This window comes from Microlunatus sagamiharensis (assembly GCF_900105785.1).
Lineage (GTDB): Bacteria > Actinomycetota > Actinomycetes > Propionibacteriales > Propionibacteriaceae > Microlunatus > Microlunatus sagamiharensis.
The window spans coordinates 3992439-4018210 of record NZ_LT629799.1; the positions used below are offsets into that span (position 1 = coordinate 3992439).

Consider the following 25772-nt stretch of genomic DNA (forward strand, 5'->3'; position numbering starts at 1 on the left):
GCATGGCCCACGAGCACCCTCCGCACCCCTTCACGCTGGAGGCCCGGGACGGCGCCGACGCCCGGGACACGCCCGACGACCTGGACTCCGTGCTGGACGCCGTCGGGCCCAGGCTGCGCGAGCTGCGGCTGGAGCGGGGGACGACGCTGGCGCAGCTGTCGGAGACGACCGGCATCTCGGTGAGCACGCTGTCGCGGCTCGAGTCGGGCGGGCGCAAACCGACCCTCGAGCTGCTGCTGCCCCTCGCCCGGGCCCACCAGGTGGCGCTCGACGAGCTCGTCGACGCGCCCGAGACCGGCGACCCGCGGGTCCGGCCACGGCCCCAGCGGCGGTGGGGGATGACCGTGCTGCCGCTGTCCCGGCGTCCCGACGGGATGCAGGCGTACAAGATGATCATGCCGCCGGGCACGCCGGAGCGGCAGCCCGAGCAGCGCACCCACGAGGGCTACGAGTGGCTCTACGTGCTCTCCGGCCGGATCCGGCTCCTGCTCGGCCCGCACGACCTGCTGCTCGAGGGGGGCGAGGTCGTGGAGTTCGACACGCGCACCCCGCACTGGTTCGGCAACCCGGGTCCGGACGAGGCCGAGCTGTTGTCGCTGCTCGGCCCGCAGGGCGAGCGCATGCACGTCCGCGCGCGGCCCAAGCAGGCCTGAACCCTCACCTGCGCACCCTCGCTCCCGACCCCTCCAGCACCGCCGAGCGGTAGGTTGCCGCGCCCGACACGCCGGAGCGGGCCGCGGCAACCTACCGCTCGGCGGAGGTCGGGTGGCTGGGGTCGCAGGAGGGCGCTGGGCAGCGGGCGGATCAGCCGCGGAAGGCGCGCTCCGCGCCGTCGAGGAACTCCTCGCCGGTGAGCCAGCCGAAGAGCGCGGTGTTCGCGAACCAGCCCTGCACCATCGCCAGGCACACCTCGGCGCTGCGGCGGGCCAGGGCCTCGGCGCCGCCGTCGGCCGCCTCGGGCTGGGCCTCGGCCCACGGGCGCAGGGCGCGCGCGATGGCGTCGCGGAACTCCGCCGCTCGCTCCTCCATGATCTGGTGCAGGCCGTCGTCGACGGTGGACTCGCCCCAGAACTGCAGCAGCACCGACAGGTCGCTGGGCTGGCGCCGCAGCGACATGAACAGCCGCAGCACGTCGGCGGGGGAGCGTACGGCGCCGTCGCTCACCGCCTCGTCGAGCGTGCCGATCTTGCGGTGCAGCAGCCGGCCGGCGATGTAGCGCGCGATGTCGGCCTTGTTCTCGAAGTTGCCGTAGATCGCGCCGGCCGAGAGCCCGCACTCGGCGACGATCTCGGCGATCGAGGCGTCGGAGCCCTTGCGGGCGAGCACCTGCAGCGCCGCCTCGGCGATCTGCTCGCGCCGGGCGGCGCGATGAGCGTCACTGACTCGGGGCATGGCAAAAAGAATAAGCGTTCGCTATTGTTCCGAAGGTTTCGCGTCCTATAGGAGTGCTGTGTCCCTCGGTCTCACCCGTACGCGTCCTCACGCGCGGGTCCTCCGTCCTCTCGCCGTCCTCGCCGGGACGGTCGCCCTGACCGCCACCCTGGCCTCGTGCTCGGGCGGCCAGCCCGCCGCCCCCGCGTTCGACTTGGTCTCACGCGCCACCGTCGCCAACGGCGTCACGGCCAGCGGTGCGCTGGCCGCCAAGACCAGCGAGCAGCTCGGCTTCGCGCAGGGCGGCAAGCTCACCAAGGTCGCGGTCAAGGTCGGCCAGAAGGTCGAGGAGGGCGACGTCCTCGCGACGATCGACGCCAAGACCGCCAAGGAGGCCCTCAAGCAGGCCGAGGCGAACGTCGACGCGCAGGCGGCCGGGCTCGCCGGTGCCGCCGCCGACCCGTCCGTGCAGAGCGCCGCCGCCTCGCTGGCCCAGGCCCGCACGGTCGTCGACCGCACCAACCGCCAAGCCGACGCCACCCTCGCCGCCGACTCGACCGCGATCAGCCGGGCCAAGAAGCAGCGCTCCGTGGACCGTGACGCCAAGGACGACGCGGAGGACGCGGTCGACCAGGCCAAGGACGCCTGCAGCGACGCCCGGGCCGCCGTCAAGACGGCCACGGATGCGGCTGAGCAGGCCGCCGCCACCCCCAGCACTCCGGCGGCGACCGTCGCGGCTGCCGCACTGACGTCGGCCAGCCAGGCCGCCGCCACCGCCTGCGGTGCCGTCGGGTCCGCCCAGGCCGGGGTGACCGCGGCCAAGCAGCGCCTCGCCGCCGACGACACGGCCGTCACCACCGCCGAGGAGCGCAAGCGCGTCGACCAGGCCGCCGGCCGCCTCGCCTGCGCCAACGCCGAGCAGGGCGTCGTCAGCGCGCGGAACGCGTACAACGCCGCCGTGGCCGCCCGGCCGCACACGCTCGACGCGCAGCAGGCGGGGGTCGACGCGGCGCAGGCCCAGGTCGAGACCGCGCAGAAGGCGGTCGACGACACCGTGCTCCGCGCCCCGAGCGCGGGCACCGTCTCGGCGGTGAACGGCGCGAAGGGCGAGTACGTCAGCGCGAGCACCGGGACGAGCGCGCTCGCGCCGGGCAGCAGCGCGGCCATCCCCGGCGCCTCGGGCGCCGGCGGTGCGGCCGCCGGCGCGGCGAGCCCGACCCGGCCCGGCGGAAGCCAGCTGATCGTGCTGTCCGGCCTCGACACGCTGCAGGTCGTGCTGCCCTTCGAGGAGTCCGACGCGGCGACGATCAAGGCCGGCGACGGCGTGGACGTGCAGCTCGACGCCCTCCCCGACCTCACCTCGCACGGCAAGGTCGTGTCGGTGTCGCCCTCGGCCACGCCGATCTCCGGCGTCGTCAGCTACTACGTGACCGTCGCCCTCGACGACCGCGATCCGCGCGAGCGCGACGGCCAGACGGCGCGGGCGACGGTGCTCACCGAGGAGCACACCGGCGTCCTCACGGTGCCGAACACCGCCGTGCGCCAGCAGGGCGGAGCGAGCACCGTCGTGGTGTACGAGCCGAGCGGCGAGCAGCGCACGGTGACCTTCGAGGCGGGCCTGGTCGGGCCCGACCGCACCGAGGTCCTCTCCGGGCTGAACGAGGGGGACCGCGTCGTGGTCCCGAGCCACCCGTGAACCCGGCTCGGAAGCATAGGACGCCTACAGTGATCGAGCAGCTGGACCACCAGCGGGACGGGCAGGACGCACATGTCTGACACGGCGACGACGAGGGACGAGACCGTCGGCGCGCCCGGCGCCGAGCCCGGCGCCCCCGGCGAGGAGCCCGGCACCGCCACGACGGAGGAGGCGGCGCCCAAGAAGGGCATGTCGCGCAAGGCGCGGGTGCGCCTGCTGGTGATCGTCGGGCTGGCGCTGCTGGTGGCGATCGCCTTCGGCGTGCGCTACCTCGTCGACACCTCCAACTACGTGACCACCGACAACGCGCAGGTCGACGGCAACCAGATCTCGATCAACGCGCCCGCGTCGGGCACGCTGCAGGACTGGAAGGGCCAGGTCGGGGCGCAGCTGCGGGAGAACGGCCAGGTCGGCCGGATCCAGATGCAGGGCGCCTACGTGCAGCCGCAGATGCCGGTCCGCGCCCCCGCGGCCGGGACCGTGGCGGTCGACAACGGCGTGCCCGGCACCTTCGTCACCGCGGGCACGCAGCTCGCGGTCGCGTACGACGCGCAGGGCGTGTTCGTCACCGCGCGGGTCGACGAGACCGAGGTGGACGAGGTCCGGGTCGGGGCGCCGGTCAAGCTCGACGTCGACGCCTTCCCCGACGCCGACCTCACCGGGCACGTGTCGGAGATCCAGACGGGCTCCGCCGGGGTCTTCTCGGCCTTCCCGCAGTCGAACTCCTCGGGCAACTTCCAGAAGGTCACGCAGGTCATCCCGGTGCGGGTCACCTTCGACGACACGCAGGGCCTGGCGCTCGCGCCCGGCATGAACGTCACGGTCAAGATCCACCGCCCGTGAGCACCGATGCGGCACCGGCCGCCGCGGTCGACCTCGAGCGCCCGCCGTCCTCCGCGCCGGCCGCGCGCCGGCCCGTGCCGGAACCCGCCCGTACGCCCCCGGCCGCTCCCGCCACCCCGGCACCGGCCATGGCCGCGGGCGGCCGCGAGCACTGGGTCGTCCCGCTGGCCGTGCTGATCGTCGGCATGTTCATGTCGGTGCTCGACACGAGCATCGTCAACGTGGCGATCTCGGCCATCCAGACCGACTTCGGCGGCAGCACCGCCGACGTCGCCTGGATCTCGACCGCGTACAGCCTCGTGCTCGGCGTCGTCGTCCCGGCCAGCGCCTGGCTGGGCGACCGGATCGGCCTGGGCCGGGTCTACATGTGGTCGCTCGTCGCCTTCTCCGCCGGCTCGGCGCTGTGCGGCCTGGCCTGGAACCTCGACAGCCTCATCGCCTTCCGCGTCGTCCAGGCCATCCCCGGCGGCCTGCTGCCCGCGGTCTGCCTGACGATGGTCTACCGCCTCGTGCCGCCCGCCAAGATCGGTGCGGCCATGGGCATGTACGGGCTCGGCATCATCGTGGCGCCGGCCATCGGCCCGGCGCTCGGCGGCTACCTCGTCGAGTACGTGAACTGGCGCCTCGTCTTCTACATCAACGTGCCCGTGGGCATCCTCGGGCTGATCGCCGCGGTGATCTGGCTGCCGAAGTTCGCGCAGGCCCCCACGCGCCGCTTCGACGTCGCCGGCTTCCTGACGATCGCGACCGGGCTCGTCTCCCTGCTGCTGGCCTTCTCCGAGGGCCCGTCATGGGGCTGGACCGGCTACCGCGTCCTCGGCCTGATCGCCCTCAGCGTGCTGAGCCTCGCCGCGTTCGTGGTCATCGAGCTCGAGGTCGAGCACCCGCTGCTGAACCTGCGCGTGTTCACCAACCGGCTCTACACGACCTCGCTGCTGGCGATGAGCGTGATGATGACCGGCCTGTTCGCGACGCTGTTCTACATCCCGCTCTTCCTGCAGGAGGGGCTCGGCTACCCGGCGCTGCGGGCGGGCTTCCTGCTGCTGCCGCAGGCGCTGGTCATGGCCGTGCTGATGCCGGTCGCCGGGCGCCTGTACGACACGATCGGCCCGCGCTACCTCGCGTTCGGCGGGCTGCTCATCGCGGCGACGGGGACGTTCCTGCTCACGGGCATCAACCCGGACATGACCCGCGGCGAGCTCGTCTTCTGGCTGTGCGTGCGGGCCGCGGGCACCGGCCTGGCGATGATGCCGATCATGACCGGTGGTCTGTCGGCGCTGCCAGGCGACCTGACGACGAGCGGCAGCGCGATCAACACCGTCGCGCAGCGCGTCAGCGCCGCCCTCGGCCTGGCCGGGCTGACGGCCGTGGTCACCAACCAGCAGGGCGGGCTGATGGCGGCCCGCGCCGCGCTGGTCCCCGCCGGGCGCATGCCTCCCGGCGAGGTGCTCGCGGTCTACCAGCGCACCCAGCTCGACGTGCTCGCGGCGTCCTACTCCAACGTCTTCCTGCTGACCGGCGTCCTCACCCTCGTCGCCGCCGCGCTCAGCCTGATGCTGCGCACCGGCTCCAACCCGCACGCGGGCGGCCCGGGCGCCGCGATGATGGAGTGAGCGGTTCGATCACCGGGTCAGTTCCTGCACCGTGACGGTGCAAGATCTCACCCGTTGTCCGTGCCGCGCGGGACCAGGGCGTGTACGGCCTCCTCGACCGGCGTTCCGCCCTCGGTGAGCTCGACGACGACGTGGTGCAGGCGCGGCTCGTGCAGCGCCGCCGCGAGGAACGCGGCCACGTCGTCGCGGGGCACGGCCCCGTACGGCACCGCCCACCCCGAGCGGACCTTCCCGGTGCCGGGGGCGTCGGTGAGCGTGCCCGGCCGGACGACCAGCCAGTCGAGGTCGCTCTCGGTGAGGTGCACGTCGGCGGCCTTCTTGACGCGCATGTAGTGCTCGAAGCCGGCGTTCGTCTCGACGTCGCGCCCGGCCTCGGGGAACACCGACACCACGACGAACCGGCGTACGCCGGCCCGCGCCGCCGCGTCGACCGCGTGCTCGAGGCCGCGCCCGTCGATCAGCGTCGTCTGCTCGCGTCCTGTGCCGTGCGCGCCGGCGGTGAAGACGACCGCGTCCTGCCCGCCCAGCAGCCCGGCCAGCTCCTCCACCGGGCCCTCCACGAGGTCGAAGAGCGCCGAGCGCCCGCCCGCCTCCTCGACGACCGCGGCCTGCTCCGCCCGGCGGTGCACCACCGTCACCTCGTCGCCGGACCCGCTCAGCAGCGACGTCAGCCGCCGCCCGACCCCGCCGGCCCCGCCGATCACGCACACCCGCACGTCCTGCCCCTCTCCTCGTGCCCGCCGACCCCCGCGGGGTCGCTCGCCTACGCTCCCATGGTGGACGTCCTCGACGGCTGGGTGCTGGGTCAGTACACCGAACCGACCGCGCCGGTGCCGACGCACCCGACCTACCGCAGGGGCAGCGGTCCCGGGGTCGTCGTGATCGCCGAGATCCCGGGCATCACGCCCGAGGTCGTGGCCTTCGCCGACGAGGTGGTGGCGCAGGGCTTCACCGTCGTCATGCCGCACCTCTTCGGCGAGGTGCCGAGCGCGTCGGGGGCGGGTGCGGCCGTCCGCACGCTGGCCAAGGTCTGCGTGAACCGCGAGTTCACCAAGCTCCGGCTGCGGGAGACGTCGCCGGTCGCGACGTGGCTGCGCTCGCTCGCCCGTACGCTCCACGCCGAGCTGGGCGGACCGGGCGTCGGGGCGCTCGGGATGTGCTTCACCGGCGGCTTCGCGCTGGCGATGATGGTCGACGAGTCGGTCGCCGCGCCGGTGCTGGCGCAGCCGTCCCTGCCCTTCCCGATCGGCCGGGCGCGGGGCGCCGACCTGAACCTCTCGCCCGCCGACCTCGACGTCGTCAAGCGCCGGGCCGCGGCCGGCTGCGCGGTGCTCGGCCTGCGCTACGCCGACGACCCCGCGACCGGGACGCGCTTCGACACCCTGACCGGGGAGATCGGCGACGCCTTCCTCCGCGTCGAGCTGCCCGGGCGGAAGCACTCCACGGTCACCGGCGACCGGCAGCCGGAGTTCGTCGACGCGGTGATGAGCTTCTTCCGCGACACCCTCCTCGTGGAGGACGACCGCCCGGGGTTGTGACGAAGCCGACCCGCCGGTTCGGAAGCCCGGGCGCGTGCGCCCGGTTGAGCACCTCGTGACCAAGCTCTTCGAACCCCTGACCCTCCGCGGTCTCACCGTCCGCAACCGCGTCTGGCTCGCCCCCATGTGCCAGTACTCCGTCGAGCGCCAGGACGGCGTGCCGACCGACTGGCACCTGGTGAACCTCGGCTCCCGCGCGCAGGGCGGCTTCGGCCTGCTGCTCACCGAGGCCACGGCCGTCGTGCCGGAGGGGCGCATCAGCCCGCAGGACACCGGCCTGTGGAACGACGAGCAGCGCGACGCGTGGGCCCGCATCGTCGACTTCGCCCACAGCCAGGGCGCGGCCATCGGCGTCCAGCTCGCGCACGCCGGGCGCAAGGCGTCGACCTACCGCGGCTTCGCCGACGAGCCGCAGGGCAGCGTGCCCGACGGCGACGGCGGCTGGCCGACGGTGTCCTCCTCGGCCGAGGCCTTCCCGGGCTACGACGCGCCGCGCGAGATGACGGTCGCGGACATCGAGGCCGTCGTCGAGGCGTTCGGCGTCGCCGCCCGCCGCTCGGTCCAGGCCGGCTTCGACACCGTCGAGGTGCACGGCGCCCACGGCTACCTGATCCACCAGTTCCTCAGCCCGCTGACCAACCACCGCACCGACGGCTACGGCGGCGACTTCGACGGTCGTACGCGGTTCCTCGTGGAGATCGTCGACGCGGTCCGGGCCAACGTGCCCGAGCAGATGCCGGTGCTCCTGCGGCTCTCGGCGACCGACTGGACCGAGGGCGGCTGGGACGCCGAGCAGACCGTCGCGGTGTCCGCGCTGCTGAAGGGTCACGGCGTCGACCTCGTCGACGTGTCCTCCGGCGGTGCCGTCCACGCCGACATCCCGGTCGGCCCGGGCTACCAGGTCCCCTTCGCCCGCGCCGTGCGCGAGGGCGCCGACCTGCCGTCCGGCGCGGTCGGGCTCATCACCGAGGCCGAGCAGGCCGAGCGCGTGCTCGAGTCCGGCGACGCCGACGTCGTGCTGCTCGCCCGTGCCGCCCTGCGCGAGCCGGCCTGGCCGCAGCGCGCGGCCGCCGAGCTCGGTGTCGACTGGCAGCAGGCGTCGTACCCCGACCAGTACGCCCGGGCGCACTGGACGCCGGAGCTGCTGGCGAGCTGACCCGCCTCTCTAGCTCCGGGAGGGTCAGGCGGTGAGGCGCTCAGCGAGCGCCTCACCGAGCGCCGTGCCCGAGAGGTAGGCCGCCTCGACGCGTGGCCGGTCGGAGAACGCGTCGCCGCAGACCCCGACCAGGGCGCCGTCGAGGCTGTCGTCGAGAGCGTACGGCTCCTCGCGGCTGCCGGACGGCTTGCCGAACGTCCAGCGGTGCACGTGTGTCGAGACCGGCTCGGTCTCGATCTTCAGCGCGTCGCGGACGGCGACGGCCATCGGACCGGCCGCCTCGTCGGGGGCGTCGAGGTGCTCCGCCGCGAAGTCCGGCGTCGAGTGCGCGACCAGCACCGGGGCGCCGTCGCCGCGGCGGCGGCCGTCGTCGGCGATCCAGCTGATCACGTCGTCGCCCGCCACGAAGGCGCCCTGCACGTCGTCCCACACCCGCTGGTCCCACGTGGCGGTGAGCGCCAGCACCGGCTCGAAGGGGTCGTCCAGGGCCGACCGCAGCCCGGCGTACGCGGGGTCGAGCAGCCTCAGGGCCTGCGGGTCGGGCATCGCCAGGACGACCGCGGCCGTGGGCAGGCCGTCGACGACCGGCCCCGGTCCGACGTGCCCGACGGTCGTCTCCCGCACGTCGAGGCCGGTGGCCAGGTCCTCGACCAGGCTGCGCAGCCCGCCGGCCGCGGACCAGCGCACCGGGCCGCTCTTGGAGGTCAGGTCACCGCCCTGCGACACGGAGAAGGTGTCCGTCCACCCGCGGGCCAGGCCGGCGTCGCGCCAGGCCTCGACGACGGTCTGGAAGCGGTCGTCCGACACCGTGAAGTACGACGCCCCCGTGTCGACCATGCGGCCGTCGGTGCGCCGGCTGGCCATCCGCCCGCCGATCCGCCGGCCCCGGTCGAGGACGACGACCTCGAGGCCGGCGGCGGTCAAGGCGCGAGCTGCAGCGATGCCGGAGATGCCGGCACCGACGACGACGACTGGATCCACCCCGACATCCTGCCCCACGGGCCTAGAGCCGCTGGCCCCCCGACAGCTCGATCGCGGTCCCGTTGGCCCAGCGGAGGTCGTCGGACAGGATCGCGGCGACACCGGCGCCGATGTCGTCGGCCTCGCCGGGGCGGCCGAGCGCGATCATCGCCGACACCGCCGCGTTGTACTGCGCGTTGTCGCGGACGGCCCCGCCGCCGAAGTCGGTGGCGATCGCGCCCGGCCGCAGCACGTTGACGCGGATCCGCCGGGACCCGAGCTCCTGCGCCTGGTAGCGCGTCAAGACCTCGATCGCGCCCTTGGCGGACGCGTACGCCGACATCCCGGGGCCGACGAAGGTCGCGAGGCCCGAGGAGACGTTGAGGACCTGGCCGCCGTCGACGAGCAGCGGCAGCAGGGCCTGGGTGAGCAGGAACGGCGTCTTGACGTGGATGTCGAGGATCGAGTCGAGGTCGGCCCCGGTCGTGTCGACGTACGGCTTGCTCAGCCCGACGCCGGCGTTGTTGACGAGCGCGTCGAAGCCCTCCCGCCCGAAGGTCTCCTGCAGCCGCGCCCTCAGCGCGCCGGCGAAGGCGGGGACCGAGGAGGGGTCGGAGGCGTCGAAGGGCAGGAAGGTGGCGGTGCGGCCGGCCGCGCGGACCGCCTCGACGACCTCGTCGGCCGCGTCGGGGCGGCTCTGGTAGGTGCCGACGACGTCCCAGCCGCGCGCGGCGAGGTGCTCGGCCATGCTGCGGCCCAGGCCGCGGCTGGCTCCGGTGATGACAGCGATCTTGGTGGTGGGTGCGGTGGTCATGCCCCGAGCCTGCGCCGCGACACCGCCCTGGACCACGCCCGCCTCATCCCCGGACCGGCAGGGCGGGGCTGGCGGACGCCGGAGGAGGCAGGCTGGGGGTGTGGACCGTGACGGGCTGGGCGACTTCCTACGGTCGCGGCGCGAGCGGCTGCGGCCCGAGGACGTCGGCCTCGTGCCCGGCCCGCGCCGGCGTACGCCCGGCCTGCGCCGTGACGAGGTGGCGCTGCTGGCGACGATGTCGACCGACTACTACGAGCGCATCGAGCAGGGCCGCGGCCCGCAGCCGTCGCCCTCGATGCTCGGCGCGATCGCCCGCGCGCTGCGGCTGACCCGCGACGAGCGCGACCACGTCTACCTCCTCGCGGGGCACCAGCCGCCGCCGGCGCACGTCGCCCTCGGCTACGCCGACCCGGGCCTGATGACCATCCTCGACGCGCTCGCCCCGAGCGTCCCGGCGATGGTGACCGACGACCTGGAGGGGGTCCTCGCGCAGAACGCGCTCGGTGTCGCGCTGCTCGGTCCCCTCACCGGTTCGGGGGTGCGCGGCGAGGGGGAGGGCGGCGCGAGCTTCCTGTGGCACTGGTTCACCGACGAGCGCTACCGCCGCCTGTACGCCGAGAACGACCGCGAGGTCCTCAGCCGCGGCTACGTCGCCGACCTGCGCGCCGCCGTGGCCCGTCGCGGCTCCGACGCCGAGTCCACCGCGCTCGTGGCCCGGCTGAGCGCGGCGAGCGCTGAGTTCCGGGAGATCTGGGCGCTGCAGGAGGTGCGCACCAAGCGGGTCACGCGCAAGGTGCTGGACCACGAGCGCGTCGGGCGCCTCGACCTGGAGTGCGACGTCGTCGTCAGCCCGCCCTCGGGGCAGCACCTCGTGCTGTTCCGTCCCGTGCCCGGCACCGGCACGGCCGAACGGCTCGCCCTCCTCGCCGTCGTCGGGACGCAGGAGCTCGCTCCGGCGGAGTGAGTCCCGCGACTAGCGTGGCGGCGTGATCAGCGCACTCAGGTACCCCTACGACGGCCTCGTCGTGCTCGTGACCGGCGCCGGCGACGGGATCGGCCGGGCCATCGCCCAGGCCTTCGCCGAGCAGGGGGCGAGCGTCGTCGGGCTCGGACGGCACCCCGAGACGGTGGCGGAGGCGCTCGCCGGCGTGCCGGACGAGCGCAAGCTGGTGGTCAAGGCCGACGTGTCCGCGCGCGCGGATGTCGAGGCCGCCGTGGCGCAGACGGTGGAGCGCTTCGGCCACCTCGACGTCGTCGTGCCGAACGCCGCCGTCTACGAGAACGGCGGACTGCTCGACCTGACCGAGGAGCAGTGGCGCCAGCTGCAGTCGGTGAACGTCGACGGGCTGTTCCACGTGCTGCAGGTGACGGTCCCGCACCTCAAGAGCTCCGGCGGGAACGTCGTCGCGGTCTCATCGGTCTCGGCCCTGCGCGGCGACTGGGGCCAGTTCGCGTACAACGCGACCAAGGGTGCCGGCAAGACGATGCTGCAGTCCCTGGCCCTCGACCTCGGGCCGGACGGCGTCCGGGTCAACATGGTCGCGCCCGCCTTCACCGTCACCCGGATCACCGAGGGCGCGCTGCAGCAGCCAGGCTTCGAGGAGGGCCTGGCGAACCGCGTCACCCTCGGCCGCCCCGGCCAGCCCGAGGACGTGGCGCGGGCCGTGCTGTTCCTGGCCAGCCCGGACGCCGCGTACATCACCGGCGCCGTCCTCCCCGTCGACGGCGGCACGACGGCGGCGACCGGTCAGTTCCACTGAATCGTCTGTCCTCGCTCCGCTCGGACGCGGCGCTCGCTCTGGTCCGGCGCTTTCGTCGTCGGGCATGACGACGAAAAGCGTGTCGTCATGCCCTCCTCCTCAACGCGCCGGCGCTCGCACCGGCTGAGGTCGGGCACAGCGACGTTCTCGCTCACTCCTCGCCGATGTCCTCGTTCCACAGCGCGGGGTGGGCGGCGATGAAGTCGGTCATCATCGCCACGCAGGACTCGTCGTCGAGGACGACGACCTCGACGCCGTTCTCGGCGAGCCAGTCGTGGCCGCCGTGGAAGGTCTGGGCCTCGCCGACGACGAGCCGGGTGATGCCGAACTGCCGCACAAGACCGCTGCAGAACCAGCACGGCGACAGCGTCGTCACCATCGTCGTGCCGCGATAGCTGCGCTGGCGCCCGGCGCGACGGAACGCGTCCGTCTCCCCGTGCACCGACGGGTCGTCGTCCTGGACCCGCCGGTTGTGGCCGCGCCCGAGCAGCTGTCCGTCGGCGTCGAACAGCGCCGCGCCGATGGGGATCCCGCCCTCGGCCAGCCCGGCCCGGGCCTCCTCGATCGCGACGGCGAGCAGCTGGCGGTCGTCCGGGCGGGTCATGCCGCGACCCTACGGCGACCGAGCACCCGGAACAGCACCCCGTACGCGAGCGCCGCCACGACGAACCCGACCAGGGCCGTCAGGTCGCCGGCGTTCGCGTTGGCCGTGGGGACCGGGCCCTCGTACAGCTCCTGGTTGGAGAACAGCGGGATCGAGATGACCAGCCCGAGGGCCATCGCGACGACGCCGGCGAGGTTGCGGTGCCCGCGGTCCTGCGCGATCACGGCGATCTCCTGGCCGCGGCGCAGCAGGCGGTCGGCGTAGACGACCCCGAGCCAGGGGGCGATCCAGTACGCGATCACGAGCAGGAACGCCTCGTAGCTGGCGCCGGCGTTCTGCAGCCCGAAGCTCGCGACGACCAGCCCGAGGATCCCGAACACCACGGCGACGATCGCCCGGGCCTGCTTGAGCGCGATCCTGACCCCGAGGGCCATGAAGGACATGGCGCCGGAGTAGACGTTCAGGACGTTGGCGGCCACGGCGCCGAGGCAGACGGCGAGCAGGGTGAGCTGGCCGAGCCAGTGCGGCAGCAGCGCGGTGAACGACGACGGGTTCACGGCGGTCTGCCCCGCGGTGACGACGGCGGCGCCGGCGATCTCGAGCAGGCAGCAGGAGAGGAAGCACCCCAGCCCGGCAAAGAGCGCGATCGGCAGCTTGCGGGTGCTCTTCGGCAGGTAGCGGGTGTAGTCGGAGGAGTACGGGTTCCAGCCGGCGGCGTAGCCGAAGGCGGCACCGGCGGTGATCAGGAACCCGCCCAGCGGCGGCGGTCCGTCCATCGCGGGCGCTCCCGGGTTCGCCTGCGAGAGGACGATGACCGACCCGACCACGAAGATGATCGCGAGCACCGGGAAGGCGTAGCGCTCGAAGGCGTGCACGAGGTTGTGGCCGAAGAAGGCCACAACCAGCTGCGCGGCCACGACGATGACGAGCGAGACGAAGGCCGGCAGCCCGGTCAGCGCGTTGAGGGCGAGCGCGCCGCTGATGCTGTTGACCGCGAACCAGCCGATGCCGGCGGTCAGGGCGTTGAGCCCGGCGGGCAGGACGTTGCCGCGGTAACCGAACGCGGTCCGGCTCAGCACCATCTGCGCGAGGCCCTCGCGCGGGCCCCACGTCGACAGCACGCCGAGCGAGACCGAGCCGAGCAGCGTGCCCAGCACGATGGCGCCGACGGCCTGGTAGAAGGTCAGCCCGAACGCGAGCACGCTGAGGATGCCGACGGCGATGGTCGCGAACTCGAAGTTCGGCGAGGCCCAGGTCCACAGCAGCTGGACCGGCCGCCCGTGCCGTTCGCCCTCGGGGATCGGCTCGACGCCGCCGGGCTCGACGGCCACGACCTTCGTGCCGTACGCGAGCTGGGCCTGCGTGATGTCCGGGTCGGTGACCGCCATGGTGCGCATTCTCGCCCTATGCACACCCTGCGACCAGGCGCGTCCGGTTACGGGTCCTTTACGGTCGGGCCGGCTGCGACAGGTCAGCCCCTTACAGCTGGAGGTGAAGGCGTAGGGCTGCGTCGAGCGACTCCATCGATGCGGCCGGAAGCCGCCCCACCCGGGCACCCAGACGTTCGACGGCGATCGACCGAACCTGCTCGGCTTGCGCCTTCGAGGGCCTCGAGAGCCCGGACTCGTCCGGCGGGACGAGCAGCTGGAACGGCAGGACGCGCGTGACGTTCGACGTCAGGGGAACGACAGTGATCACGCCGCGGCCCAGAGCCTCGGCACGACGGTTAGCCGCGTCGTTGCTGACGATGACCACCGGGCGTCGCTTGCTCGCCTCCGAGCCTCGCACCGGCTCGAGGTCGGCGACCCGGATCTCGCCCCGCCTCACCGAGGCTGCAGCCCGTCAGCGACGACGGGCTCCCAGAGCGCCGCCTCACCGCTGCTGTCCCACTCGTCCCACGCCTCCTCGTAGGCGTCCGACAGCTCCGACTGCCGCAGGAGCTCGATGGCGTGCTGGAGCGCGGCAGACCGCGACGCGAAGGAATGCGAGTGCGCGTAGGAGTCGAGCAGCTCGACATCGACGCTCGGGAGGCTGACGCTGATCTTCACCCTGCCGATGCTACCGGATTCGCCCGCAGGTCATACCCGTGGTCATACCCCCGCCAGGCGGTCGCACGTCGCGGCGAGGGCGTCGGCGTACGCGTCGTCGCGCAGGTGCTTGGGGACGGTGATCGTGCGGCGGCCGCGCCAGTAGAGGCCCTGGCCGAGGTCGGCCTCGGTGCAGAGGTAGGTCAGCGAGTCGGCCGAGGTGTCGACCGTCCCGGGCGCGCCGGCGGAGGCGAGCTTGGTCTTGACCCAGCCGGGGTCGACGACGGCGGAGCCGACCGGGCCCGCAGCGCTCAGGCGCCGTCCCCAGGCGTTCGCGAGCAGCACGTCGCTCGCCTTGCTGTCGGAGTACGCGCGACTCGGGTCGGTCCTCGCGCCCGGGTCGGACGGGTCCGGGTGGCCGCTGCCGGCCATGCCCGAGCCGAGGAAGACCACCCGGTCGCCGAGGTGGTCGGCCAGGCGGGCGGTGAGCAGGTGCGCGGCGAGCACGTTGACCGCGAAGGTCGTCTCGAAGCCGTCGGCGCTCGTGGGCGGGGTGCTCCCGCGGACCCACACGCCGGCGTTGTTGACCAGCACGTCGAGCGGGCCCTGCTCGCGGACCTGCGTCGCCAGGGCCTCGACCTCGGCGAGCGAGGAGAGGTCGCCGGTGACCAAGACAGCGTCACCCCCGAGGCGGTCCACGACCGCCCGGCCGCGCTCCTCGCTGCGGGCGTGGACGAGGACGCGGTGGCCGGCCGCGAGGAGCCGTTCGGTGGTCGCGAGGCCGATGCCGTCGGTCGCGCCGGTGATGCAGATGGTCGCCATGCAGCCATCCTGCGTCAGCGGGCCTCGCCCGCCCCGGGACCGTCGGGTCGGAGAGCGGCCGCCGCCCCGGCGAGCGCCGCGTGCACGCGCGCGCGGCCCTCGAAGCCGGGCCGGTTGTAGACGCGCTGGCTGGGGTGCGGCGCGAGCAGCACCGTGAACCGGCGCCCGCCGAGCTCCGGGGTCGCCGTCGACAGGTGGGTGACCGCGGCCTGCGCGCTGCGCCCGAGCGCGACGACGACCTCGAGGCGGGGGAGCAGGGTCAGGAAGGGCAGCAGCCAGGTGCGCCCCAGCCGCAGCTCGGCCGCGGAGGGCGTGATGCCGCGCTCGCGCGTCCCGACGAACCACGGCACGGCGTTCCAGACGACCAGCTCCTCGCGGGGGAGCCCGGCCTCCTGCACCGCGCGGAGGAGGTTCGCGGCGGTGGCGTCGTCGTTGTCCAGCGAGATGAGCCCGGAGCCGTACGTCCCGGCGACCGACGGCGTCTCCAGCAGCAGGAGCACCCGGGCCGCGGTGCCGCCCGAGTCCGGGTCGACCCGCGGCGCCGGGCGCCGCGTGCTGCGCTCGACCTGCGCGGCGAGGGCGTTCAGACCGGCGACGTGCGGTTCGTCGAGCCGCGCCCGCTTGGCCGCGAGGAAGGCCGCGTCGCGGTGGGCCCGCGGCTCGGCCGAGCTTTCCGCCATCTGACCACCGTAGAGGTGGTCAGATGGCGAGAAGCTCGTCAGGCGCCGCCCTGCTCGAGGGTCACCGTCGCCGGCGTGAAGCCCTTGCCCTCGACGTCGACGCCCTCGGCCTTGAGCTCGGTGAGCGCCTTCTCGACGTAGGTCGTGCTCTTGGCCGTCGCGGGCGGGTCGGCGCTGATGATCGTCGCGCCGGTCTCGTTCTTGGTGCCCTTGGCGATGCCGACCGTCCGGGTCCAGGCGTCGTCGCTGATCATGCCGATGCCGCCGCTCGCCGACGGCCAGATCAGCTTGTTGACCTCGTTGGTCTGCCACAGCTGGTGGCTCTTGCCGAGCTGCGAACCCGCGTTCGTCACGATGTCGGCCGCCGGCTGCGGGTTGTCCCGGGCGTACACCCAGCCCTTGATCGACGCCTTGATGAAGCGCGTCGTCTGGTCCTGGTAGGCGGCGTCGCTGCCCAGCTTGTCCGAGTTGGCCCAGATCGCGTCCTGCAGCATGTTCGTGCCGACGTCGTTCCAGCTGATCACGTTGAGGTCGGCCGGGGTGAAGAGCTGCCCGGTCGCCGGGTTCTCCGACTCCAGCACCTGGGCGTACTCGTTGTAGGTCATCGCCTGCGCCGCGTCGATGTCGCCGGCGAGGAAGCCGTTCATGTCGAAGGCCTGCTGCACCAGCTTGATGTCGCCGACCTCGACCCCGGCCTTCTGCATGCCGGCGAAGAGCTCCCACTCGTTGCCGTAGCCCCAGCTGCCGACGTTCTTGCCCTTGAGGTCCGCGGGGCTGGTGATGTTCTTGTCCTTGAACGAGATCTGCGTCGTCCCGCTGCGCTCGAAGATCTGGGCGACGTTGGTGATCTTGGCGCCCTTCTCGATCGAGCCGAGCACCTTGGGCACCCAGGAGATGGCGTAGTCGACGTCGCCGGCGGAGAGCACGTCCTGCGGCACGATGTCGGGCCCGCCCTCGAGGATGCTCACGTCGAGCCCGGCGTCCTTGTAGAAGCCCTGGTCCAACGCGGCGTAGTAGCCGGCGAACTGCGCCTGCGCGACCCACTGCAGCTGCAGCTTGACCGGCGTCAGCGAGGCTCCGCCGCCGCTCGAGGCGTCGGCGCCGGGGCTGGCGTCGCCGGAGGAGCCGCAGCCGGCGAGGGTGAGACCGACGGCGGCCGCCGCCAGCCCGGTCCGGCCGAGCATCGCGCGGCGGGTGATCTTCGGTGAGCCCATGGGCTCCTCCTTCTGGCAGGTGTGGGTCGGTGTCAGCGGTGACGGGTCGCGAGGCGCTCGACGGCGAGCGCGACGCAGTAGAAGACGAGGCCGAGCACGATGGCGCCGAGCACGTACGCCCAGGCCAGCGGGTAGTTGCTGGAGGACGCGGCGGAGGTGATCGACTTGCCGAGCCCGCCGATCGGGCCGCCGAAGTACTCCGCGACGAGCGCGGAGATCACGGCCAGCGACGAGGCGATCCGCAGGCCCGTGAACAGGTACGGCGCGGCCGTCGGCAGGGTGAGCGCCCACTGCTGCTGCGCCGGGGTCGCCGCGTACGCCCGCATCAGGTCGCGGTGCACGGCCTTGGTCTGGCGCAGGCCGCGGAGCGTGTTCACGTAGACGGGGATCAGCACGGCGAGGGCGGCGACGAGCACCCGCGCGGTCTCGACGCTCGCGCCGTAGAGCGTGTAGAGCACCGGGGCGAGCGCGACGATCGGCATCACCGACAGCGCGGCGACGACGGGTGCGGCGAGCGCGTCGAGGACCCTGACCACGCTGGCCAGGACGGCGGCCACGACGGCGACGAGCGTGCCGATCACGAGCCCGAGCAGCGCGTTGAGGCCGGTGTGGACGGCGCCGGAGGTCACCGAGCCGAGGTTGTCGACGACCTCGGCGAGGATCGCCGACGGCGCCGGGACGACGTACGGGTCGATGTCGAGCGCGGTGACCAGCACCTGCCACAGGCCGATGACCACGGCGCCGAAGACGAGCGGCGCGACGACGGTCCGGACCGAGGTGCCCGGCGCGAGGACGCGGCTCGGGACGGTCGGCGACCCGGCGGGGACGCCGTCGACCGGGGCGGGCGCCTCCGCGGCGGTGGTGGTCACCGGTTCTCCACCCCGCGCGCGACCGGCGGCGGGGCGCCGTGCAGCGCCTCGCGCACCGCGGCCACGGCGTCGAAGAAGGCCCGGTCCTCGCGCACGGAGTCGTCGCGCGCCTCGCCGGGCAGCCGTACGGGCACGACCTGGACGATCCGGCCCGGCCGCGGTGACATGACGACGACGCGGTCGGAGAGGAAGACCGCCTCGGGGATGGAGTGGGTGACGAAGACGACGGCCGCGCCCGTCTCGGCGCTGATCCGGGCGAGCTCGTTCTGCATGCGCTCGCGCGTCATCTCGTCGAGCGCGCCGAAGGGCTCGTCCATGAGCAGCAGCCGCGGCCGCTCGGCGAGCGCGCGGGCGATGGCCACGCGCTGCTGCATGCCTCCGGAGAGCTGGTCGGGGTAGGAGTCCGCGAACTCCCCGAGCCCGATGAGCTCGACCAGCTCCGAGACCCGCGCCGCGCGCTCGGCCTTGCCCACCTTGTGCAGCGCGAGCGGCAGCTCGATGTTCTTGGCGACGGTGCGCCAGGGCAGCAGCCCGGCCTGCTGGAAGGCGATGCCGTAGTCCTGGTCGAGGCGGGCCTGCCTGGCGCTCTTGCCGAACACCTCCAGCGTCCCGGCCGTCGGCTGGTCGAGGTCGCCGACGAGGCGCAGCAGGGTGCTCTTGCCGCAGCCGCTCGGGCCGATGAGCGACACGAACTCGCCGGGCGCGACGTCGAGGTCGACCCCGCTGAGCGCGGTGACGCTGCCCTGCTTGCTCCGGAACTCCCGGTCGAGCCCGGCGACGTGCACGGCGGGCGTGGTGCCCGCCGCCTCCGACCCCTGAGCCTGTCGAAGGGCGGTGCTCGCCCGGGTCTCCGTCGGGCTGCTCACGCGCCCACCTCTCCTCGTCGATAGGTCTTCAGGAAGACGCCGAGCAGCGCGACGAACGCGGCGGCCACGAGGCCGACCACGATCGCGCCGACGATCGGCGCCCACGGCTTGGCCGGGTCGCCGCCGGCGGCCTGGGCGTACTCGATGACGAGCCGGCCGATGCCGCCCCGCAGGCCGATGGAGACCTCGGCGACCACGGTGCCGATGACGGCGGCGGCCGCGGCGAGGCGCAGCGCCGGCAGCAGGAAGGGCACGCTGGCCGGCAGCCGGAGCCGCAGCAGGGTGGTGCGCCAGCCGACGCCGTACGTGCGCATCAGGTCGAGGTGCGTCGCGTCGGGCGCGCCGAGACCGCGCAGCATGCCGACGGCGACGGGGAAGAAGGCCAGGTAGGCCGCGATCACCGCGACCGAGTCCTGGCTGCTCCAGGCCCAGGAGCCGATCTGGACCTGCGAGCCCCAGCGCCGGACGAGCGGGGCGATGGCGATGAGCGGGACGGTCTGGCTCAGCACGACCCAGGGCAGCACGGCCGCCTCGGCCAGGCGGAAGCGCTGCATCAGCAGGGCGAGCAGCAGCCCGACGACCACACCCACGACCCAGCCGATCGCGGCGGTCTTCAACGTGAACAGGCACGCCTGGCCCACGACCTCCCACAGCGGGGCGCCGGAGCGGCCGAGGGCGGGTTCGGTGAGGCGCGAGGCGATGTCCCACAGGTGCGGCATCGCCCGGTCGCTGGTGCGGGGCAGGACGAGCCGGCCGCCGAGCTTGACGCCCGCGTCGGGCCCGAGGGCCTTGTAGACCTCCCAGACCACCCCGAGGACGACCAGCCCCAGCAGGCCGAGGCCCCAGCCGCGCAGGCGCCTCACGAGCGGGCGGTGACGGAGTCGCGCAGCGCCGGGATGATCGTCTCGCCGTACGCGCGCAGCGTCTCCTCCTTGTTGTCGTGCTGGAGGTAGACCGAGAACTGGTCGACGCCGAGCGCCTTCAGCTCACCGAGCTTGGCGATGTGGTCGTCCGCGGTCCCGAGCAGGCAGAAGCGGTCGACGATCTCGTCGGGCACGAAGGCCGTGTGGGTGTTCCCCGCGCGGCCGTGCTCGTTGTAGTCGTAGCCCTCGCGCGCCTTGATGTAGTCGGTCAGCGCGTGCGGGACGGAGCTCTCGGCGCCGTACTTGGCGACGATGTCGGCGACGTGGTTGCCGACCATCCCGCCGAACCAGCGGCTCTGGTCGCGCATGTGCGGCAGGTCGGTCCCCACGTACGCGGGCGCGGCGACGCAGAAGGTGAGCGCATCCGGGTCACGACCGGCGTTGCTCGCCGCCGTGCGGACCGCCTCGATCATCCAGCGGGCGATGTCGACGTCGGCCAGCTGCAGGATGAAGCCGTCGCCGACCTCTCCGGCCGCCTTGAGCGCGAGCGGCCCGTACGCGGCGATCCACACCTCGAGCTCCGACGTGGTCGCCCACGGGAAGCGGATCGTCGAGCCGTTGTAGTCGACCGCGCGGCAGTTCGCGAGCTCGCGGATGACGTGCGTCGCCTCGCGCATGTCGCGCACGGTCGTCGGCTTGCCGTTGGTCACGCGGACCGCCGAGTCGCCGCGGCCGATGCCGCACACGGTCCGGTTGCCGAACATCTCGTTCAGCGTCGCGAAGACCGACGCGGTGACCGTCCAGTCCCGGGTCGCCGGGTTGGTGACCATCGGGCCGACGATGACGCGGTTCGTGCGCGACAGGATCTGGCTGTAGATGACGTACGGCTCCTGCCACAGCAGGTGCGAGTCGAACGTCCACACGTACTCGAACCCGTGCGCCTCGGCCAGCTCCGCGAGCTGGACGGTCCGCCACGCGGGCGGGTTGGTCTGCAGGACGACCCCGAACTTCACGAGGCAGACCCCCCGTCCGTCGCCCGGGCAGCGGGCCCGGCCACGCTCCCTGAGCTCGTCGAAGGGCTCTCGAGCTCTGCGGTCCGAGGCCCTTCGACAGGCTCAGGGATCGTGGTGGCGTACGTGCCCATCGCTCGCGTCATACGAGGTACTGCGTCAGGTCGCGCTTGAGGAACTTCCCGTGGCTCTTCGAGCCCACGTACCCGGACCCGTCCACGAGGACCGAGCCGCGGGACATCACCCAGTCCACGTGGCCGTCGATCTCGTAGCCCTCCCAGGCCGAGTAGTCCATGTTCATGTGGTGGCTCTTCCCGAGTCCGATCGAGGTGTGGCCCTGCGGGTCGTAGACGACCAGGTCGGCGTCGGCGCCGGGCTGGACGACGCCCTTGCGCCCGTACAGGCCGAACATCCGTGCCGGGGTGGTGGCGATCAGCTCGACCCAGCGCGACAGCGTGATCTCGCCGGTGACGACGCCCTGGTAGAGCAGGTCGACGCGGTGCTCGATCGAGCCGATGCCGTTGGGGATGGCGCGGAAGTCGCCCTGGCCCATGTCCTTCTGGCCCTTCATGCAGAAGGGGCAGTGGTCGGTCGAGACGGTCTGCAGGTCGTTGGTCCGCAGCGCGCGCCACATGGCGTCCTGGTGGCCCTCGGCGCGCGAGCGCAGCGGCGTCGAGCAGACCCACTTGGCCCCCTCGAAGCTGCCCCACTCCTTCCCCTCGGCGCCGAGCTGCTCCTCCAGCGACAGGTAGAGGTACTGCGGGCAGGTCTCGCCGAACACGTTCTGCCCGCGGTCGCGGGCCGCGGCGAGCTGCTCCACGGCCTGCTTGGCGCTGACGTGCACGACGTAGAGCGGGGCGCCGGTGAGGTCGGCCAGCATGATCGCGCGGTGCGTGGCCTCCTCCTCCATCTGCCACGCGCGGGCGATGCCGTGGAAGTACGGCGTGGTCTTGCCGGCGTCGTAGAGCTGCTCGGCGAGGACGTCGATCGCAGGCCCGTTCTCGGCGTGCATCATCGTCAGCAGGCCGGTCTCGCGGGACTTCTGCATCGCGCGCAGGATCTGTGCGTCGTCGGAGTAGAAGACGCCCGGGTAGGCCATGAACAGCTTGAAGCTCGTGATGCCCTCGTCGACCAACGAGTCCATCGCCTTGAGCGAGAACTCGTCGACGCCGCCGACGATCTGGTGGAAGCCGTAGTCGACCGCGCACTCGCCGGCCGCCTTCTCGTGCCAGGCGGCGAGGCCGTCCTCGACCCGCTCGCCGGAGCGCTGGATGGCGAAGTCGATGATGCTCGTCGTCCCGCCCCAGGCCGCGGCGCGCGTCCCGGTCTCGAACGTGTCCGACGCCTCGGTGCCGCCGAAGGGCATCTGCATGTGCGTGTGCGCGTCGATGCCGCCCGGGATCACGTACTTGCCCGTCGCGTCGACCACCTGGTCGACGGAGGCCTTCAGGTCGGTCCCGAGGAGCTGCGAGCCGGGCGTCAGGACGGCGGCGATCGTCTCGCCGTCGACGAGGACGTCGGCCTGGGCGGTCCCCGTCGCGTTGACGACGGTGCCGCCGGTGATCAGTGTCGTGCTCACGCCCGTACGCCCCTCTCCCCCTGGTGGCGACCACTGGTCACCAGTGGTCGCTCTCCCGCCCTGCTGACGACCACACCTGACCACTGGTCGCCGGGGGAGGGAGGTGCGACGCGCGCGAAGCCGGGCGCGCTCACGGCTTGGGGATGCTCGTGTAGGAGTCCGGGCGGCGGTCCCGGTAGAACTGCCAGGCGTTGCGGACCTCGCGGATCATGTCGAGGTCGAGGTCGCGGACGACGACCTCCTCGGAGTCCTTCGACCCCATCGGCCCGACCAGGTTGCCCTGCGGGTCGACGAACTGGCTCGACCCGTAGAACGTGACCGCCTCGTCGCCGTACTCGTTGTCCTCGCGCCCGACGCGGTTGGGTGCGGCGACGAAGTAGCCGTTGGCGGCCGCGGCGGCGGGCTGCTCGATCTCCCACAGCCGGTTCGACAGGCCCGGCTTCGTGGCGTTGGGGTTGAAGACGATCTGCGCACCGTTGAGGCCGAGCTCGCGCCAGCCCTCCGGGAAGTGGCGGTCGTAGCAGATGTAGACCCCGATCGGGCCGACCTTGGTCTGGAAGACGGGGTAGCCGAGGTTGCCGGGGCGGAAGTAGAACTTCTCCCAGAACTTCTCGAGGTTCGGGATGTGGTGCTTGCGGTACTTGCCGAGGACCGTCCCGTCGGCGTCGACCACCACGGCGGTGTTGTAGTAGACGCCCGGGATCTCCTCCTCGTAGATCGGGAGGACCATCACGATCCCGAGCTCGGCGGCCAGCGCGGCGAAGCGCTGCACGACCGGCCCGTCGGCCGGCTCGGCGTAGTCGTAGTACTTCACGTCCTCGGTGATGCCGAAGTAGGGCCCGTAGAAGAGCTCCTGGAAGCAGATGATCTGCGCCCCGTCGGCGGCCGCCTCGCGGGCGAAGCGCTCGTGGAGATCGAGCATCGAGTCCTTGTCGCCCGTCCACGTCGTCTGGGTGATCGCTGCTCTGACGATGGTCACTGCCACGCTCTCCGTCCCGCCGCTGGGTACCCCTTCCGGGGTGAGGAAGTGAACATCACCGGAGTTCCGGCCCCGTGTCAACGGATGACAGCCACATGACGAAGAACTGAGAAGGATCAGGGTCCGCAGGCACCGTGAGCAGGCCGGGTCGGTGCTCTACGCTGCCGCGGTGTCGGTGGCGCTGAGCACGGAGCCGGGGGACGAGGTCCTCCAGGCGCGGGAGGACCGTCCCGTCGTGCGGCACGGGGACCAGGTCCGCCACCCGCGCAACCCGTGGTCGGAGTCGGTGCAGTCGCTCCTGGCCTACCTCGCCGAGGCCGGCTTCGCCGAGGCGCCGCGGCCAGGCGGGGTCGTCGGCGACCACGACGACGTCAGCTACATCGAGGGCATCTCCGGCGACGAGGCCTGCACGCTCGTCCAGTCCGACGAGGCGGTCGCCGAGGTCGCCCAGCTGCTGCGGCGCTACCACGACACGGTCGAGGCCTGGCAGCCCGACGAGGAGCCCGTCTGGTTCGACGGCCGGCGGGGGACCGGGAGCCTGCCCGGCGAGCTCGTCTGCCACGGCGACCCCGGCCCCTGGAACCTCGTCTGGGACCTCTGCCGCCCGGTCGGTGAGCAGCTGGTCGGCCTGATCGACTGGGAGTACGCCTCCGTCGGCACCCGCCTGACCGACATCGGCTACGCCCTGCACTACCTCGCCCCGCTGCGCGACCGCAGCTACTGGCACGGCGTGCTCGGGATGGCCCGTAAGCCGCGCCGGCGGCACCGGATGGCCGTCTTCGCCGAGGCGTACGGCGTCCGGCTCGACGAGGACCTCGTGGAGGCGGTCGTGGCCTCGCAGCAGGCCGGGGTGCAGATGATGATCGACCTGGCCGCGCTCGGGCGTCCGCGGCAGGTCCAGCTGATCGCCGCCGGGGAGCTCGAGCGCGAGCAGCGGGCCGTGGACTGGACCGAGCGGCACCGGCACAAGTTCAGCCTCGCGGGCGTGACGGTGGCGCCGGACGCCTGAGTCCACGACCTCTCCGGTCGAGTCGAACACATGTTCTAATAAGGGCATGTCGCGGCACGGACCTGACCCCGAACGCCTCTTCTTCGGCCGGCTCGTCGGCACCGCCCGGCAGCTGGCCGCCGACCAGGGCTCGATCGCCGACTCGATCGACGTGATCCGCCGGACGGCGAGCGGGCACGAGGACCTGCTCGTCCAGGGTGCCGGGCTCGGGATCGGTGCCTGGTCGGTGAACCCCGGCCTGCCGACCGACATCCTCGCCGCCAGCCTCCTGGTCGGCAGCATGCCGCGCCTCGAGCTCGACGTGCTCCTGCACTGGATCACCGTCGGCCAGCAGCGTGGCCTCAGCGGCGCGCGCTACCGGGCCTGAGCGGTACGGTCCGCCGGCCCTTCGACAGGCTCAGGGGTCGTGGCTGGGCCTCGTCGACTGTGGGGTGGACAGGGATACGGGCTCGACCACGATCCCTGAGCTTGTCGAAGGGCGGTGGTTCCGTGCGGACGGGGCCCTTCGACAGGCTCAGGGATCGTGGTTGGGTCTCGCGCAGAGATGAGCCCTTCGACAGGCTCAGGGGTCGAGGTCGGCTCAGCGGATGCCGGAGGTCGCGAACCCCTGGACGAACCAGCGCTGGAAGACCAGGAAGAGCACGACCAGGGGCCCGACGGTGATCAGCGTCATCGCCATCAGGGCGCCGTAGTCGGTCTGGTACTGCCCCTGCAGGAACTGCAGCCCGATCGGGAGGGTGTAGAGGCTGGGGTCGCGCAGCACGATCAGCGGCCAGAGGAAGTCGTTCCACTGGTACATCAGGCTGAGCAGCGTCAGGACCGCGAGCAGCGGCTTCGACAGCGGCAGCACGATGCTGACGAAGATCCGCACCGGGCCGGCGCCGTCGATCTTGGCCGCCTCGATGAGCTCGTTGGGGATCGCCAGCATGAACTGCCGGGCCAGGAAGATGCCGAAGGTCGCCGCCGCACCCGGGATGATCACGGCCCAGAAGGTGCCGACCAGGCCGAGGGCGTTCACGAGCCGGAACTGCGGCACGAGGATCGCCTGCGTCGGGATCATCATCGTCGAGAGCAGGACGAGGAAGAGCGGCGTCTTCAGCGGGAAGCGCAGCTTGGCGAAGCCGTAGCCGGCCATCACGCTCACCACCACCGAGATGATCGTGGTGAGGGCGGTGACGGTGACCGAGTTGGAGAACCAGGCGCCGACCGGCCACGCGTCGAAGACGCGCGCGAAGTTGTCGAGCGAGACGTCGGTCGGCAGCAGGTCGAGCTCGGAGGAGAAGACGGACTGGCCGGACAGCGCGGTGACGACCATGACCCACAGCGGGAAGGCCATGACCACCGCGACGACGACCGCCACGACGACGCGGACGACCACCGCGACCTTGGAGCGTGTACGCCTCGACATCGGCCCGCGGGCGGTGCTGGCCGGCGCGGCCTCGCGGCCGTGCAGGGCCGCGGCCTGCGGGGTGGTGACGGCCATCAGCGGCTCCTGACTC

General features: G+C 72.7%; 28 protein-coding genes. 10 read left to right on the top strand and 18 right to left on the bottom strand.

The features are described from left to right. Positions 1-2 precede the first annotated feature (2 nt). On the top strand, positions 3-653 hold the full coding sequence (locus BLU42_RS18420; protein WP_091077862.1) for a helix-turn-helix domain-containing protein: 651 nt from the start codon (positions 3-5) through the stop codon (positions 651-653). Positions 654-804: 151 nt separating this feature from the next. Here the strand turns inward: BLU42_RS18420 and BLU42_RS18425 are convergent, their stop codons facing one another. Beyond that, positions 805-1392 carry a TetR/AcrR family transcriptional regulator gene (locus BLU42_RS18425; RefSeq protein WP_091077865.1) on the bottom strand — a complete coding sequence of 196 codons (588 nt, stop codon included), beginning with the start codon at positions 1390-1392 and terminating at the stop codon, positions 805-807. A 58-nt stretch (positions 1393-1450) separates the two neighbouring features. On the opposite strand from BLU42_RS18425, the gene BLU42_RS18430 reads away from it, so the two are divergent. The 3 genes from BLU42_RS18430 to BLU42_RS18440 all read left to right on the top strand — a co-directional run bounded on the left by BLU42_RS18430 (position 1451) and on the right by BLU42_RS18440 (position 5523). Beyond that, on the top strand, positions 1451-3067 hold the full coding sequence (locus BLU42_RS18430) for an HlyD family efflux transporter periplasmic adaptor subunit (RefSeq protein WP_172825827.1): 1617 nt from the start codon (positions 1451-1453) through the stop codon (positions 3065-3067). Between the two features lie 72 nt (positions 3068-3139). Next, complete coding sequence (locus tag BLU42_RS18435; protein ID WP_231918289.1) at positions 3140-3910, top strand: HlyD family secretion protein; 771 nt, start codon at positions 3140-3142, stop codon at positions 3908-3910. Continuing rightward, on the top strand, positions 3907-5523 hold the full coding sequence (locus BLU42_RS18440; RefSeq protein ID WP_091077872.1) for a DHA2 family efflux MFS transporter permease subunit: 1617 nt from the start codon (positions 3907-3909) through the stop codon (positions 5521-5523). The genes BLU42_RS18435 and BLU42_RS18440 overlap by 4 nt, the downstream gene beginning before the upstream one ends. Before the next feature lie 47 nt (positions 5524-5570). On the opposite strand, the gene BLU42_RS18445 is transcribed toward BLU42_RS18440, so the two are convergent. Next, positions 5571-6239, bottom strand: coding sequence for an NAD(P)-binding oxidoreductase (locus BLU42_RS18445; RefSeq protein WP_091077875.1), 669 nt, complete (start codon positions 6237-6239; stop codon positions 5571-5573). A gap of 57 nt (positions 6240-6296) precedes the next feature. Here BLU42_RS18445 and BLU42_RS18450 point away from each other — a divergent pair, with 57 nt between their 5' ends. Next, positions 6297-7061, top strand: coding sequence for a dienelactone hydrolase family protein (locus BLU42_RS18450; RefSeq protein ID WP_091077880.1), 765 nt, complete (start codon positions 6297-6299; stop codon positions 7059-7061). Positions 7062-7116: 55 nt separating this feature from the next. Continuing rightward, positions 7117-8217 (top strand): NADH:flavin oxidoreductase/NADH oxidase, encoded by a 1101-nt coding sequence (locus BLU42_RS18455; RefSeq protein WP_091077885.1) that lies wholly within the window; start codon positions 7117-7119, stop codon positions 8215-8217. A gap of 24 nt (positions 8218-8241) precedes the next feature. Here the strand turns inward: BLU42_RS18455 and BLU42_RS18460 are convergent, their stop codons facing one another. Both BLU42_RS18460 and BLU42_RS18465 read right to left on the bottom strand, forming a co-directional pair. Next, complete coding sequence (locus tag BLU42_RS18460; protein ID WP_091077889.1) at positions 8242-9198, bottom strand: NAD(P)/FAD-dependent oxidoreductase; 957 nt, start codon at positions 9196-9198, stop codon at positions 8242-8244. Positions 9199-9220: 22 nt separating this feature from the next. Then, entirely contained in the window at positions 9221-9991 is a 771-nt protein-coding gene (locus BLU42_RS18465) for an SDR family NAD(P)-dependent oxidoreductase (RefSeq protein ID WP_091080983.1), read from the bottom strand. A 100-nt stretch (positions 9992-10091) separates the two neighbouring features. Between BLU42_RS18465 and BLU42_RS18470 the strand changes: the two genes are divergently transcribed. Continuing rightward, positions 10092-10955 carry a helix-turn-helix transcriptional regulator gene (locus BLU42_RS18470; RefSeq protein WP_091077891.1) on the top strand — a complete coding sequence of 288 codons (864 nt, stop codon included), beginning with the start codon at positions 10092-10094 and terminating at the stop codon, positions 10953-10955. A 22-nt stretch (positions 10956-10977) separates the two neighbouring features. Beyond that, complete coding sequence (locus BLU42_RS18475; protein ID WP_197680509.1) at positions 10978-11751, top strand: SDR family NAD(P)-dependent oxidoreductase; 774 nt, start codon at positions 10978-10980, stop codon at positions 11749-11751. Between the two features lie 151 nt (positions 11752-11902). Here BLU42_RS18475 and BLU42_RS18480 read toward each other — a convergent pair whose 3' ends face one another. The 13 genes from BLU42_RS18480 to BLU42_RS18540 form a co-directional block, all read right to left on the bottom strand. After that, the gene (locus BLU42_RS18480; protein WP_091077894.1) at positions 11903-12355 is read right to left on the bottom strand and encodes a nucleoside deaminase; all 453 of its coding nucleotides are present in this window, start codon (positions 12353-12355) and stop codon (positions 11903-11905) included. Next, a complete protein-coding gene (locus BLU42_RS18485) occupies positions 12352-13743 on the bottom strand; it encodes a purine-cytosine permease family protein (RefSeq protein WP_091080989.1) in 1392 nt (463 codons plus the stop codon). The genes BLU42_RS18480 and BLU42_RS18485 overlap by 4 nt, the downstream gene beginning before the upstream one ends. 91 nt (positions 13744-13834) lie before the next feature. Further along, positions 13835-14182, bottom strand: coding sequence for a type II toxin-antitoxin system PemK/MazF family toxin (locus BLU42_RS18490; protein ID WP_091077897.1), 348 nt, complete (start codon positions 14180-14182; stop codon positions 13835-13837). Continuing rightward, on the bottom strand, positions 14179-14403 hold the full coding sequence (locus tag BLU42_RS18495) for a ribbon-helix-helix domain-containing protein (protein WP_091077900.1): 225 nt from the start codon (positions 14401-14403) through the stop codon (positions 14179-14181). The genes BLU42_RS18490 and BLU42_RS18495 overlap by 4 nt, the downstream gene beginning before the upstream one ends. 42 nt (positions 14404-14445) lie before the next feature. Beyond that, entirely contained in the window at positions 14446-15204 is a 759-nt protein-coding gene (locus BLU42_RS18500; RefSeq protein WP_091077903.1) for an SDR family NAD(P)-dependent oxidoreductase, read from the bottom strand. 14 nt (positions 15205-15218) lie between these two features. Beyond that, positions 15219-15884, bottom strand: a complete 666-nt coding sequence (locus BLU42_RS18505) for a uracil-DNA glycosylase (RefSeq protein WP_091077907.1) — start codon at positions 15882-15884, stop codon at positions 15219-15221. Between the two features lie 38 nt (positions 15885-15922). After that, the gene (locus BLU42_RS18510; protein WP_231918290.1) at positions 15923-17098 is read right to left on the bottom strand and encodes an ABC transporter substrate-binding protein; all 1176 of its coding nucleotides are present in this window, start codon (positions 17096-17098) and stop codon (positions 15923-15925) included. 32 nt (positions 17099-17130) lie between these two features. After that, the gene (locus BLU42_RS18515; RefSeq protein WP_091077911.1) at positions 17131-17967 is read right to left on the bottom strand and encodes an ABC transporter permease; all 837 of its coding nucleotides are present in this window, start codon (positions 17965-17967) and stop codon (positions 17131-17133) included. Then, positions 17964-18833, bottom strand: a complete 870-nt coding sequence (locus BLU42_RS18520; RefSeq protein ID WP_091077914.1) for an ABC transporter ATP-binding protein — start codon at positions 18831-18833, stop codon at positions 17964-17966. Before BLU42_RS18520 ends, BLU42_RS18515 begins: the two co-directional genes overlap by 4 nt. Beyond that, positions 18830-19696: an ABC transporter permease gene (locus BLU42_RS18525; protein ID WP_091077917.1), complete on the bottom strand. Its 867-nt coding sequence runs from the start codon at positions 19694-19696 to the stop codon at positions 18830-18832. Before BLU42_RS18525 ends, BLU42_RS18520 begins: the two co-directional genes overlap by 4 nt. Beyond that, the gene (locus BLU42_RS18530) at positions 19693-20709 is read right to left on the bottom strand and encodes a TIGR03842 family LLM class F420-dependent oxidoreductase (protein ID WP_091077920.1); all 1017 of its coding nucleotides are present in this window, start codon (positions 20707-20709) and stop codon (positions 19693-19695) included. The genes BLU42_RS18525 and BLU42_RS18530 overlap by 4 nt, the downstream gene beginning before the upstream one ends. Before the next feature lie 139 nt (positions 20710-20848). After that, a complete protein-coding gene (gene hydA / locus BLU42_RS18535; RefSeq protein WP_091077924.1) occupies positions 20849-22285 on the bottom strand; it encodes a dihydropyrimidinase in 1437 nt (478 codons plus the stop codon). 130 nt (positions 22286-22415) lie between these two features. Next, positions 22416-23270, bottom strand: coding sequence for a nitrilase-related carbon-nitrogen hydrolase (locus BLU42_RS18540; RefSeq protein ID WP_231918292.1), 855 nt, complete (start codon positions 23268-23270; stop codon positions 22416-22418). 145 nt (positions 23271-23415) lie between these two features. Here BLU42_RS18540 and BLU42_RS18545 point away from each other — a divergent pair, with 145 nt between their 5' ends. Both BLU42_RS18545 and BLU42_RS18550 read left to right on the top strand, forming a co-directional pair. Continuing rightward, entirely contained in the window at positions 23416-24273 is an 858-nt protein-coding gene (locus tag BLU42_RS18545; protein WP_157720086.1) for a phosphotransferase, read from the top strand. 46 nt (positions 24274-24319) lie between these two features. After that, entirely contained in the window at positions 24320-24640 is a 321-nt protein-coding gene (locus tag BLU42_RS18550) for a hypothetical protein (protein WP_091077936.1), read from the top strand. Between the two features lie 213 nt (positions 24641-24853). Here BLU42_RS18550 and BLU42_RS18555 read toward each other — a convergent pair whose 3' ends face one another. Continuing rightward, complete coding sequence (locus tag BLU42_RS18555) at positions 24854-25756, bottom strand: carbohydrate ABC transporter permease (protein WP_197680510.1); 903 nt, start codon at positions 25754-25756, stop codon at positions 24854-24856. Positions 25757-25772: the final 16 nt, after the last annotated feature.

What these genes read in the sequence shown, in the direction of transcription:
- BLU42_RS18420 (WP_091077862.1), top strand. Translation starts at nt 3, where the DNA reads ATGGCCCACGAGCACCCTCCGCACCCCTTCACGCTGGAGGCCCGGGAC.
- BLU42_RS18450 (WP_091077880.1), top strand. Translation starts at nt 6,297, where the DNA reads ATGGTGGACGTCCTCGACGGCTGGGTGCTGGGTCAGTACACCGAACCG.
- BLU42_RS18425 (WP_091077865.1), bottom strand. Translation starts at nt 1,392, where the DNA reads ATGCCCCGAGTCAGTGACGCTCATCGCGCCGCCCGGCGCGAGCAGATC.
- BLU42_RS18550 (WP_091077936.1), top strand. Translation starts at nt 24,320, where the DNA reads ATGTCGCGGCACGGACCTGACCCCGAACGCCTCTTCTTCGGCCGGCTC.
- BLU42_RS18500 (WP_091077903.1), bottom strand. Translation starts at nt 15,204, where the DNA reads ATGGCGACCATCTGCATCACCGGCGCGACCGACGGCATCGGCCTCGCG.
- BLU42_RS18480 (WP_091077894.1), bottom strand. Translation starts at nt 12,355, where the DNA reads ATGACCCGCCCGGACGACCGCCAGCTGCTCGCCGTCGCGATCGAGGAG.
- BLU42_RS18510 (WP_231918290.1), bottom strand. Translation starts at nt 17,098, where the DNA reads ATGGGCTCACCGAAGATCACCCGCCGCGCGATGCTCGGCCGGACCGGG.
- BLU42_RS18465 (WP_091080983.1), bottom strand. Translation starts at nt 9,991, where the DNA reads ATGACCACCGCACCCACCACCAAGATCGCTGTCATCACCGGAGCCAGC.
- BLU42_RS18485 (WP_091080989.1), bottom strand. Translation starts at nt 13,743, where the DNA reads ATGGCGGTCACCGACCCGGACATCACGCAGGCCCAGCTCGCGTACGGC.
- BLU42_RS18505 (WP_091077907.1), bottom strand. Translation starts at nt 15,884, where the DNA reads ATGGCGGAAAGCTCGGCCGAGCCGCGGGCCCACCGCGACGCGGCCTTC.
- BLU42_RS18555 (WP_197680510.1), bottom strand. Translation starts at nt 25,756, where the DNA reads ATGGCCGTCACCACCCCGCAGGCCGCGGCCCTGCACGGCCGCGAGGCC.
- BLU42_RS18435 (WP_231918289.1), top strand. Translation starts at nt 3,140, where the DNA reads ATGTCTGACACGGCGACGACGAGGGACGAGACCGTCGGCGCGCCCGGC.